The organism is Nocardiopsis sp. CNT312, assembly GCF_000515115.1.
Taxonomy (GTDB): Bacteria; Actinomycetota; Actinomycetes; order Streptosporangiales; family Streptosporangiaceae; genus Nocardiopsis.
Genome location: NZ_AZXF01000012.1, coordinates 108,529 through 120,478, shown reverse-complemented (window position 1 = coordinate 120,478; position 11,950 = coordinate 108,529). Strand labels below are relative to the sequence as shown.

Here is an 11,950-nt window from a genome sequence, read left to right as displayed (position 1 = left end):
CGCCTGCGCGCAGGCGCCCCTCAGCCGTGCGGCTACTTCTTCTTCTTGTCCTTGTCGTCGCCGCCACCGTCGGTGGACAGCGCCGAGATGAAGGCCTCCTGGGGGACCTCCACGCGGCCGACCATCTTCATGCGCTTCTTGCCCTCCTTCTGCTTCTCCAGCAGCTTGCGCTTACGGCTGATGTCACCGCCGTAGCACTTGGAGAGCACGTCCTTGCGGATGGCGCGGATGTTCTCGCGCGCGATCACGCGGGCGCCGATGGCGGCCTGGATCGGGACCTCGAACTGCTGGCGGGGGATGAGCTCGCGCAGCTTCTTGGTCATCTCCACGCCGTAGGCGTAGGCCTTCTCCTTGTGGACGATCGCCGAGAAGGCGTCCACGGCCTCGCCCTGGAGGAGGATGTCCACCTTGACCAGGTCGGCCTCCTGCTCGCCGGTGGGCTCGTAGTCCAGGGAGGCGTAGCCCTTGGTGCGGGACTTGAGGGCGTCGAAGAAGTCGAACACGATCTCGGCCATGGGCAGCGTGTAGCGCATCTCCACACGGTCCTCGGACAGGTAGTCCATGCCGTGGAGCTCGCCGCGGCGGTCCTGGCACAGCTCCATGATCTGCCCGATGTAGTCGGCGGGGCTGAGCAGTGTCGCCTTGACCATGGGCTCGTGGATCGCGTCGATCTTGCCCGCGGGGAACTCGCTGGGGTTGGTCACCACGTGCTCGGTGCCGTCCTCCATCCGCACCTGGTAGATGACGTTGGGCGCGGTGGAGATGAGGTCGAGGTTGAACTCGCGCTCCAGGCGGGCCCGGGTGATCTCCAGGTGGAGCAGGCCGAGGAAGCCGCAGCGGAAGCCGAAGCCCAGGGCCGCGGAGGTCTCCGGTTCGAACGCCAGGGAGGCGTCGTTGAGCTGGAGCTTCTCCAGCGCGTCGCGCAGCACGGGGTAGTCGGTGCCGTCGATCGGGTACAGGCCGGAGAAGACCATCGGCATGGGGTCGTGGTACCCGGCGAGCATGGTCTCGGCGGGCCGGTTCAGGGCGGTGATGGTGTCACCCACCTTGGACTGGCGCACGTCCTTGACCCCGGTGATGATGTAGCCGACCTCGCCCACGCCCAGGCCGTCGCACTTCTTGGGCTCGGGCGAGCTGACCCCGATCTCCAGGATCTCGTGGGAGGCCCTGGTCGACATCATCTGGATGCGCTCGCGCGGCCCGAGGCGGCCGTCCACCACGCGCACGTAGGTGACCACGCCGCGGTAGGTGTCGTAGACCGAGTCGAAGATCATGGCGCGCGCCGGGGCGTCGGCGTCGCCGACCGGGGCCGGGATGCGCACGACGATCTCGTTGAGCAGGTCCTCGACGCCCTCGCCGGTCTTGGCGCTGACCTTGAGCACGTCGGAGGGATCGCAGCCGATGATGCCGGCGAGCTCCTCGGCGTACTTCTCCGGCTGGGCCGCCGGGAGGTCGATCTTGTTGAGCACGGGGATGATGGTGAGGTCGTTCTCCAGCGCCATGTACAGGTTGGCGAGGGTCTGCGCCTCGATGCCCTGTGCGGCGTCCACCAGCAGGATCGCGCCCTCGCACGCGGCCAGGGAGCGCGACACCTCGTAGGTGAAGTCGACGTGGCCGGGGGTGTCGATGAGGTCGAGCGTGTAGGTGCTGTCGTCCAGGGCGGTGAAGGGGATGCGCACCGCCTGCGACTTGATGGTGATGCCGCGCTCGCGCTCGATGTCCATGCGGTCCAGGTACTGGGCGCGCATCTGGCGGTCCTCGACGACACCGGTGATCTGGAGCATCCGGTCGGCCAGCGTCGACTTGCCATGGTCGATGTGCGCGATGATGCAGAAGTTGCGGATCAGCGCGGGATCGGTCCAGTTCGGCTGCTTCGACTGTGCCACCGTGCTCCGTTCAGGTTTCGGGTCCGGGTTGCGGGCGGGTTCTCGGCCCCGCCCCGCCGCGGCTCGGGCCGACGGCGGCATCCATCATCCCACGGCCGGGACGGCGCCCTCTCCGCGGACGGCCGCGGCGCGTGCGACAGTATGGGGCGCGGGTCCGGGACCGGCTCCAGGCTATGCGACGCGCGGGCGGCGGCGTGCCTTGGGAGCGCGGCGGACCCCCGTGTACTCGTCCGAGAGGGGAACCGTCCGGTGCAGTGGCTGATGACCCGGGTGCTGGCCGGGGTGGCGGCGGTCGTGGCCGTGCTGGTGGGTGCGGGGGCACTCCTGGGCTTCCAGGCCGCGGGGCGGCCCGCCCAGTGGGCGGTGTCGCAGGGGTCGGACGCGGCGTGGGTGGGCTCGTGGGAGGACACCGGCCCGCTGGCGGCGGTTCTGGACACCGGCGGCGTGGACACGGTGTACGTGCACGCCGGGGACATCGCCGCCGACGGATCCGTGGAACGGGTCCCCGACACCGGAGCCCTGCTGTCGTGGCTGGCGCAGGGGTACCCGGAGGTGCGGGCGCTGGCGTGGCTGCGGCACGAGGTGACGGGTTCGTCGCTGCTGCGGGACCGGTTCGACGCCGACGCCCGTGAGGTACTGGCCTCGGAGGCGCCCGCGGTCGCCGCGGACGGGTTCGACGGGCTGCACCTGGAGATCCGGCCGGTGACGGTCAACGACCCGTCCCTTCCCGAACTGGTGGGCATGGTGGACGAGGGGCTGGGCGAGGGGGCGGTGCTGTCGGTGCAGGCCCAGCACGTCGAACTGGTGCCCGGGGCGCGCGTGCCGTCGTTCGTGCTCGGCCGCGAGGAGAAGTACTGGTCCAAGGGGTACCTGGACCGGGTGACCGGGCACGCGGACGAGGTCGTGCTTCCGGGCGTGGACTCGGGGATGCCGATGGGTCTGCTGTACGAGGGTTTCATGGTGCGCCAGGTGACCGAGGGGGTGTCGGCACTCGCCCACCGGGAGGGGGTCGCCGTACGCTTCGGCCTGCCCGCCCACACGAGCGACCGGTGGGGGCCCAGCACCTCCTCCGAGTCCCTGGAGACCGCGCTGTCCGGTGTCCGTCTGGGGCTGACGCGTGCCGAGCCCCCGGAGGGGATGGTCCTGGGGGTGGCGCTCTACCTGGCGGACGAGACCGGAGCCGACGACCTGGCGGCCTACACCTCGGAGTGGCTCTCCCCGTAGACCGCGGGTGGCGACGGGCCGGCCCCGGAGACCGGCGCGAGGGCCGGGCGGACGGGCCCTGCACTGGTACGGAGCCCGCCGCCCTGTGCCGTGACCGCAGTGGCCCGGAGCGGTTGCACGAAGTGGTCCGGCGGGTGCGGCATACTGGGAGTCCGTGTCTCGGACTGTCCACGTTCGAATCTGAGCCCTTGCTCACACACCCTGCGCCGGCGTCCATGCCGGCCGCCCGCGGAACGGCTGCCCGCGGGCGGGGCCGCCTGTCCGGCCGGCGCGATGACCAAGATCAACTGGAGCACGTTTTCGCATGGCGAACATCAAGTCGCAGAAGAAGCGCATTCGGCAGAACGAGAAGGCCCGTGTCCGGAACCAGGCGGTGCGCTCTTCGCTGAAGACCGCCATCCGCAGGTTCCGCGAGGCCGCCGAGGCCGGGAACGTGGAGCAGGCCGTCGTCGCGCAGCGCACCGCCGCTCGCGCGCTGGACAAGGCGCACAGCAAGGGCGTCATCCACAAGAACCAGGCCGCGAACCGCAAGAGCGCGATCGCCAGGCGCCTGCACCAGCTCCAGTCCGCCTCCTGACGGACGGACCGGTGCGGCCCGGTCCGGCGTGCTCCACGCCGGACCGGGCCTTTCGTGTTCCACGGGTCGGGGCCCACGCCTGACCGCGGGGTGCCCGGCTCCGGGCGCGTTCCGGACCGGTGAGCGCCCCGCCGGGGCGGGGACGCCGGGGTGCGGCCGGTTCCGGCCGCCGGGCGGATCCCGCGGACGGGTCCGCCCGGTGCCACGGGACCGGACCGGGGTTGTCCACAGATCGAAACCGGGTGCTGACACGGCGTACGCGGCTTCCTACCGTGGTGGTCATGAGCCTTCAGCGCCGCGCGCGACGCCGCCCCCCGGCACCCGACCCGTGCGAGCGGCTGCGCGCCCTCGCCCCGAGCCCCTCCCCACCGCCGTCCGGGCCCGCGCCGCCGGGGCCGGAGAACCTCCCGCCGCTGCCGGAGGCCCCGTACGCTGTGCCATCCGGCACGCCGCTCTCCGAGGACCCGGACCGGCCGGGACGGGTCACCGCCCCGACCCCGGACCGGGACGGACGCGGGGACGGCGCTCCCGGGCGCCCGCCCTCGGGGTACGAGGAGTTCACCCCGGACCCGCCGCTCCTGGAGCGGGTCTCCCGGCGCTGGTCGGCCCACGCCGCCCTGAACAGGCGGTCCGTCCTCGCTCTGGCCGTCCTGGGGCTGCTCGCCGCGGGCGCGGCACTGATGGCCCTGCGCGAGGGGCCCGAGCCGGTGACCGCACAGGTGGTGGCCCAGAGTTCGCCGGCGCCGAACCAGGCCGCCGAGTCCGGGGCGGGCGCCGACGACGGCGGGCCCGCACCGGAGGAGGACCCCGTGGTCCATGTGGGCGGGGAGGTCGCCGATCCGGGCCTGTACACCCTGGCGCCCGGCTCCCGGGTGGCCGACGCCGTGGAGGCCGCCGGCGGCGCCCTGCCCGAGGCCGACACCGACACCGTCAACCTCGCCCGGCCGGTGGCGGACGGCGAACGGATCCTGGTGGGCGTTCCGGGCGCCGCGGCCGGACCCGCCGGTGCGGGTCCGCCGGTGGACATCAACCTCGCCGACGCGGGGACCCTGCAGACGCTGCCCAGGGTCGGCGAGGTCATCGCCCGGGAGATCGTCGCCCACCGGGAGGCCCACGGCCCCTTCCCCAGTGTCGACGCGCTCACCGGGGTGAGCGGCATCGGGGAGCGGACCCTGGAGACCCTGCGCCCCCACATCACGGCGGGGTGAGCGGTGACCGCCTGGCTCGGCACGGACGCCCTCGGCCTGGACCGGCCGCACGACCTGAGACTGCTGGTTCCGGCCGTGGCGACCTGGCTCACGGCGCTGGGAGCCGTGCAGGTCCAGCCGTGGGCGGCGTGGGTGTTCGCGGCCGTCGCCGGGTGCGGCGCGGCGGCAGCGCTGCTGTGCGCGCGCGGGCACCTCGCCCTCACCGTCGCGGCGGCGCTGGTGTGCTCCGCCGCGGTGGCCGCCGTGGCCGGTGCGCACGTGCACCGGGCGACCGGCGGCGTCACGGCACGGGCCGCCGCGCAGGAGCGTGCGGCGGAGTTCCACGCGGAGGTGGTGGAGACCGCACGGGCCCGGGGCGGGCCAGCGCGCCCCGGCCGGGCGGAGTGGGTGCTGCGGGCGCGGACCTCCCTGGTCCGGGAGCACGGCCGGGAACACCCCGCCCACGCCGAGGTCGTGCTCCTGGCCTCGGGCGGGGAGTGGCGGGCGCTGCTGCCCGGGCAGTCGTTCCGGGCCCGGGGTGTCTTCCTGCCCGCAGAGGACGACCCGCTGACCCCGGCCCTCGTCCTGGTTCGCGGGCCGCCCCGGGAGACCGGCCCGCCCAGCGGGCTCCAGGCCTTCGCCGAACGGGTGCGCTCCGGGCTGCGGGAGGCCGCCTCCGGACTCCCCCAGCCCGAACGCGGCCTCCTGCCCGCCCTGGTGGTGGGCGACGTGTCGGGGGTGCCGGAGGGAACCACCGAGGACTTCCGGGCGACCGGGATGACCCACCTCTTGACCGTGTCCGGGGCCAATCTCGCCGTTTTGACTGGGCTGGTCCTGGGGCTGGCGCGCTGGACCGGCGCCCCCACGTGGTGCGCGGTGGCGGGCGGCGCACTGATGATCTGGCTGTTCGTCCTGGTGTGCCGCCCCGAGCCGAGCGTGGTCCGCGCCGCGTTCATGGGGTCGCTGGGGCTGCTGGCCCTGGCCGCCGGACGTCCGCACGCGGCCCTGGGCGCGCTGGGAGCCACCGTGGTCGGGGTGCTGTTCGTCGCCCCGGGGCTGGCGGCCTCCTTCGGGTTCGCCCTGTCGGTGCTGGCCACCGGCGGCATCCTGCTGCTGGTGCCCTCCTGGGCTGCTGCCTGGTCCCGGCGCATGCCCGTGGCGGTGGCCGAGGCGCTGGCGGTGGCGGTGGCCGCACAGGTGGCGGTCGCGCCCGTGCTGGTGCTGCTCTCGGGCGAGGTGTCGTGGGTGGCGGTCCCCGCCAACGTCCTGGCCGCCCCGGTCGTGGCCCTGGTCACCGTGACCGGGTTCGGCGTCACGGCCCTGGCCTGGTTCTGGCCGGCCGGGGCGGCGGTGGCGGCGTACCCGCCCGGGTGGGGGGTGGCGTGGATCGCCCAGGTGGCGCACACGGGGGCCCTGGTGCCGCACGGCGCGGTGCCGTGGCGTGCCGACGCCGCGGGCTCCCTCCTGCTGGCCGCCCTTGTGCTCGTCCTCGTCGTCGCTCGCGGCCGGGTCCGCCTCTGGCTGGCGGCGGCCGTGGCGGTGGTGCTGCTCGCGGCCACGGCCGTCCGGTGCCTCCCGGACGGGTGGCCGCCGCCGCGGTGGGCCTTCGCTGCCTGTGACGTGGGGCAGGGCAGTGCGTTCGTGCTGTCGGCGGGTCCAGGTGCGGCCGTGGTGTACGACACCGGTGAGGAGCCCGAGGCGGTCGACGGCTGCCTGGACCGCCTCGGGGTGCGGGAGGTTCCGCTGCTGGTGCTCAGCCATGACCACGCCGACCACGTGGACGGGGTGGCGGGCGTACTGCGTCACCGCCGGGTCGGCCCGGCCCTGGCCCCGCCGGGGTTCGCCGCCACGCCCACCGGCCGGGACCTGGGACGGGCCGGGGTGGAACTGGTGGAGGCCGGGCGCGGCCACGCCCTGAATGCGGGCCCGTGGCGGCTGCGCGTGCTGTGGCCGCCGCCCGCCTACACCGGTTCGGTCAACGACCGGTCCCTGGTGGTGCGGGCGGACCGCGAAGCCCTGTCGGTTCTGCTGACCGGGGACGTGGAGGAGGACGCCCAAGGACGACTGCTCGCCGGGCCGGACTCCGGCCTGCTTCCGGTGACCGTCCTGGCCGTTCCGCACCACGGCGCGGGAACACAGGACCCGGCCTTCCTGGAGGCGACCGCGCCCGCGGTGACGGCCACCTCGGTAGGCGCCGACAACCGGCACGGCCACCCGGCCCCGTACACGTGGCGGCTGTTGGAGCGGCTCGGACGGGTCAACCTGCGCACCGACCGCGACGGGGACGTGGCGGTGGTCCGCGACGGCGGGGCGGTCCGGGCCGTGGCCAGGGGCCCCTCTCCCGACCGCTGAGCGCCGGCCGCGCCCCGCCGGTCGGTGGGACATGGCATCCTCGGGTTATGCCTGCACCCGCTCTCGTCACCCTCATCGTCGGCACCGAGGAACTCCTCGTCGACCGCGCCGTGGCGGCGGCCGTCGCGGAGGTCCGCGAGTCCGACCCCGACGTGGACGTCCACGACCTCATGCCCGCCCAGGTGGGGCCGTCCACCCTGGTCGAGGCCACCTCGCCCTCGTTGTTCGGCGACCGGCGCGTGGTGGTGCTGCGTTCGGCTCAGGACCTGGTCAAGGACCTGGCGGCGACCGTCGTCGACTACCTCAAGGCTCCGGCCGACGACGTGCACATGGTCATCGCGCACGCGGGCGGAGCCAAGGGCAAGGTGCTGCTCCAGGCCGCGCAGAAGGCGGGTGCGCGGCGGGTGGACTGCAAGGGGCCGACGAAGGGCCCCGAACGGGTGGCGTTCGTCAGGGGGGAGTTCTCCGGCGCGGGTCGACAGATCACCGCGGACGCCGCGCAGGCACTGGTGGACGCGGTGGGGACCGACCTTCGGGAGATCGCCGCGGCCTGCACCCAGTTGGTCGCCGACACCGAGGGTCGGGTGGACGCCGCGGCCGTGGCCCGCTACCACTCGGGGAAGGCCGAGGCGTCGGGGTTCTCCGTCGCGGACCACGCGATCGAGGGCAGGATCGCCGAGGCGCTCGAACAGTTGCGCTGGTCCCTGGCGGTGGGAACCGCTCCGGTGCTGATCAACAGCGCGCTCGCCGGTGCGGTGCGGGGGGTCGCCGCGGCGGGTCGGCCTCCGAAGGGCATCGGTGAGGCGGACCTGGCGAAGCGGTTGAGGATACCGCCGTGGAAGATGCGCAGCCTGCGGCAGCAGGCCCGGGGCTGGAGCCCCGCCGGGCTCGCCCGGGCGATGGGGGTGGTGGCCGAGACCGACGCGCTGATCAAGGGTGCCGGGCGCGACCCCGAGTATGCGCTGGAGCGCGCGGTTATCGAGATCGCCCGCGCCCGCGGCGTCCGCGGATAGCCCCGGGCGACGGGCGGGCAGGGACCGCGCCGCCGGGCGACCGTCGAGGGCGCGGGCGGGCACGCATGAGGTCGGCGCGGGCGTCCCCACGGGCCCGGGACGGATCCCTGGCCGCCTCCTGGACCGGTGGGGGCACCCGCACCGGAGTGACCGTCCAGCCGAAGCAGGCGGGCGGGGTGCACCGCGTAGCGGGCGTCAATTTCGATGCGGTCGTCGCCGGACCGCCGGAGTTTGGAAGGGGCGGCCACCGCACGATCGATGCGGGCACCGGTCGGGGCCCGCGCCAGCGCAGGGCCGGTGGGTCCGTGGATCGCGCACGCGAGGGTGGAGCGGGCGTGCACGTCCAGACCCACGGCCGCAGGCTCGAAGGACACCGGAACCTCCCACGTGTAGGCACCACCCTCCAGGTTCTGCCTGGTCGGCGACCCACGGCACCGTGCGGGCGAGGCTCCGGTCTTCGGCGCGCCCCTCCTGCATACCGTCTAGTGGATGGTCTGGCCGCCCTGCCACACGCGCAGGGTGTTCAGTCCCATCGACCACGCGAACGCGCCCTCGTGGTCGGCGTCCCACTGGACGAGGTCGGCGAGGGCGCCGGGGGCCAGCACCCCGCGGTCGCGCAGGCCGAGGGCCCTCGCGCCGCCGGAGGTGGCCGCTCCCAGCGCTTCCTGGACGGTCATGGCGAACATGGACACGGCCAGGGAGATGACCAGTGGCATCGACGTGGTTCCGGACTGGCCTGGGTTGTGGTCGGTGCCCAGGCCGACGGGCACGGAGTGGTCGAGCAGGGTGCGTACCGGCGGGGTGCGACGCTCGTGCAGGGACGTGGTGGGGCAGGCCACCACGGGCGTTCTGGTGGCGGCGAGCGCGAGGATGTCCTCCTCGTCGGTCTCGTGCAGCAGGTCCACCGACGAGCAGCCCAGTTCGGCGGCCATCCGCACGGCGCCGTGCCGGGGGCGCGAGCAGGCGTGCAGGGTGGTGCGCAGCCCGGCGGACTGACCTGCGCTCAGCAGCATCCGGGCGTCCTCGGTGGTGAACTGCTGGTTGTCGCAGTACACGTCCACTCCGTCGGCACCGACGACGGCGGCATCGTGCACCCAGGAGGCGGCGGTGACGACGTAGTCCCCGGGGCGGCCGAAGAACTCCGGCGGCACGCCGTGGGCGGGGAAGAAGGTGACGTGCAGGCGGGGCATGCCGGGCTCCTCCTCCAGGGAGCGCAGCAGCCGCACGTCGGCGAGTTCGCCGTCGCGGGTGAGGTGGTAGCCGGTCTTGGCCTCCACGGTGGTGGTGCCGGTGATCACCCAGTGGCGGAGGCGCTCTCGGACCGCGTTGCACAGTGTCCAGGGATCGGTTCCGCGGGTGATGGTGACGGTGGTGGACACACCGCCGCCCGCCGCGAAGATGTCGCCCTTGGAGGCGCCCTTGGCCCACATGTTGACCTCGGCGTACCGGTCCCCGGCGTAGACCGGGTGGCAGTGGGCGTCGATCAGGCCGGGGGTGACGAGCCCGCCGCCGATGTTGACGAGTTCGTCGATGTCGGTGACGTCCTCGAACACGCCGGGGATCCGGTGGGGCAGTTCCGCGGACGGACCGGCCCAGGCCACGCGGTCACCGTTGATCAGGAGTGCCGCCTGGGTCAGCATCTCGGTGCCGGTCCACAGCCGACCGATGTTGGTGAGCAGTACCAGTGCCATAGGCGTGCCCGCCCGTCAGGCCCGCCGGTGCGGACCGGGTGCTCGGTCATGAGGTACACGGGCGGACATGGCGACCTCGTATCTGGGGCGGTCAGACAGAGCCGGGCGGGGCTGCGGCGCCGCAGGGCCGTGTCTGCGGGGGAATGCAGGCCGTCGGGAGACGGCGGCCGCTGACGGCCGGTGTGCTTGCGAAAACCGTAGTCCATCCGCCGACCCCGTGTACACCTCCCCTGCAGACTAATGCGGGTTTCCCCCACCATCGGTTCGCGATCGGGGGCAGGGCCGTCCCGGAACGCGGCGGAGCGGCCGACCCCTTGGCGGGTGTCGGCCGCTCACGGCCACCAGCGCGCGTCACGCGGTGCTGAGCGTGTACCCCTCCAGCTTCGCGGCGAGCATCTCGGGGACGAAAGCGTGCAGCCGGGTCCCCTCACCGGTGTGCTCCTCGCTGAGGATGCGCCCCTCCTCGTAGGCCCGGGCGACGAGGTCGCCGCGCGAGTACGGCACGAGGGCGCGGACTTCGCGCGCCAGTTCGGGCAGCGCGCCGGCGAGCCGGTCCACCAGGGCCGGGATCCCCTCCCCGGTACGGGCGGAGACCTCGACGACGTCGGGGTAGCGGGTCCGCAGTGCCTTGAGCACGTCGGGCGCGGCGGAGTCGACCTTGTTGACCACGATGAGCTCGGGCACGTCGCCCGCCTCGATCTCGGCGAACACCTCGTGGACCGCCCGGATCTGCTCTTCGGGGTCCGGGTGGGAGCCGTCGACCACGTGCAGGATGAGGTCGGCGTCGGAGGCCTCCTCCAGCGTGGAGCGGAACGCCTCCACCAGTTGGTGCGGCAGGTGCCGGACGAACCCGACGGTGTCGCTGAGCGTGAACTTGCGGCCGTCGGGTGTGCGCGCGTGGCGGACCGTGGGGTCCAGGGTGGCGAACAGGGCGTTCTCCACGAGCACCCCGGCACCGGTCAGCCGGTTGAGCAGGCTGGACTTCCCCGCGTTGGTGTACCCGGCGATCACCACCGAGGGCACCTCGCGGGTGCGCCGCACGTCGCGCTTGACGTCGCGGGCCGTGCGCATGTGGGAGAGCCGTCGGCGCAGCTTGGCGATCTTGTCGTTGATCCGGCGGCGGTCGGTCTCGATCTTGGTCTCACCGGGGCCGCGCAGGCCGACGCCTCCGTTGCCCCCGCCGCCGCCGGCGCCGCCCGCCTGCCGGGACAGCGAGTGGCCCCAGCCGCGCAGCCGCGGCAGGAGGTAGTTGAGCTGGGCGAGTTCGACTTGGGCCTTGCCCTCGCTGCTGCGGGCGTGCTGGGCGAAGATGTCCAGGATGAGGGCGGTCCGGTCGATGACCTTGACCTTGACCACGTCTTCGAGCTGGATCAGCTGGCCGGGGGTGAGCTCTCCGTCGCAGATGACGGTGTCGGCTCCGGTGGCGGCGACGATGTCGTGCAGCTCGGCGGCCTTGCCCTTACCGATGTAGGTGGCCGGGTCCGGCTTGGGGCGGCGCTGGGTGAGGCCTTCCAGGACGAGTGCCCCGGCGGTCTCGGCAAGTGCCGCGAGCTCGGTGAGCGAGTTGTCGGCCTCGGCCTGGGTCCCGCGGGTCCAGACGCCGATGAGGACGACGCGCTCCAGGCGCAACTGCCGGTACTCGACCTCGGTGACGTCGGTGAGTTCGGTCGACAGCCCCTGGACGCGTCGCAGGGCGTGGCGCTCGGCCAGCTCCATCTCGCCCCGGTCGGGTGCGTTCTCCGGCCCGGTGCCCGGGGCCTCCCGTCGGCCGGTGCCGGGCCCGTCGGACGTCCCCTCGGCGGTGATCGCCTCGCGGAACACCTCCTCACCGGCGAATGCGTCGGTTCCGTCTCCGGTGCGGGCTCTCCCGCGGGTATCAGCAGTACTCACATATCCCTCCAGGTGGGTCAACGTCCCGGCCGCCGCGGATCTTCCCGGACCCGGGGCCGATGGATCGATGGTCCCACCTCGGAGCGGTCCTGGCACGTCATTATCCCGGGCGGTGCGAGCCCGGCGCGCG

8 protein-coding genes are annotated in these 11,950 nt (G+C 73.6%); 5 read left to right on the top strand and 3 right to left on the bottom strand.

Annotated elements, in window-relative coordinates; translation table 11 throughout:
- Window positions 1-32 precede the first annotated feature (32 nt).
- A complete protein-coding gene (lepA, locus tag B042_RS0104290) occupies window positions 33-1,886 on the bottom strand; it encodes a translation elongation factor 4 (RefSeq protein ID WP_028647211.1) in 1,854 nt (617 codons plus the stop codon).
- 249 nt (window positions 1,887-2,135) lie between these two features.
- Between lepA and B042_RS0104285 the strand changes: the two genes are divergently transcribed.
- The 5 genes from B042_RS0104285 (at window position 2,136) to holA (ending at window position 8,239) form a co-directional block, all read left to right on the top strand.
- Entirely contained in the window at window positions 2,136-3,110 is a 975-nt protein-coding gene (locus B042_RS0104285) for a hypothetical protein (protein WP_231493802.1), read from the top strand.
- Between the two features lie 304 nt (window positions 3,111-3,414).
- Window positions 3,415-3,687 (top strand): 30S ribosomal protein S20, encoded by a 273-nt coding sequence (gene rpsT / locus B042_RS0104280; RefSeq protein WP_028647209.1) that lies wholly within the window; start codon window positions 3,415-3,417, stop codon window positions 3,685-3,687.
- Window positions 3,688-3,968: 281 nt separating this feature from the next.
- The gene (locus B042_RS21930; protein WP_081748592.1) at window positions 3,969-4,895 is read left to right on the top strand and encodes a ComEA family DNA-binding protein; all 927 of its coding nucleotides are present in this window, start codon (window positions 3,969-3,971) and stop codon (window positions 4,893-4,895) included.
- Between the two features lie 3 nt (window positions 4,896-4,898).
- On the top strand, window positions 4,899-7,226 hold the full coding sequence (locus tag B042_RS0104270) for a ComEC/Rec2 family competence protein (protein WP_028647208.1): 2,328 nt from the start codon (window positions 4,899-4,901) through the stop codon (window positions 7,224-7,226).
- Between the two features lie 47 nt (window positions 7,227-7,273).
- Entirely contained in the window at window positions 7,274-8,239 is a 966-nt protein-coding gene (gene holA, locus B042_RS0104265) for a DNA polymerase III subunit delta (protein WP_028647207.1), read from the top strand.
- A gap of 482 nt (window positions 8,240-8,721) precedes the next feature.
- Here the strand turns inward: holA and B042_RS0104255 are convergent, their stop codons facing one another.
- Both B042_RS0104255 and hflX read right to left on the bottom strand, forming a co-directional pair.
- A complete protein-coding gene (locus tag B042_RS0104255) occupies window positions 8,722-9,930 on the bottom strand; it encodes an amidohydrolase family protein (RefSeq protein ID WP_028647206.1) in 1,209 nt (402 codons plus the stop codon).
- 351 nt (window positions 9,931-10,281) lie between these two features.
- Window positions 10,282-11,820 carry a GTPase HflX gene (gene hflX / locus B042_RS0104250; protein ID WP_028647205.1) on the bottom strand — a complete coding sequence of 513 codons (1,539 nt, stop codon included), beginning with the start codon at window positions 11,818-11,820 and terminating at the stop codon, window positions 10,282-10,284.
- Window positions 11,821-11,950: the final 130 nt, after the last annotated feature.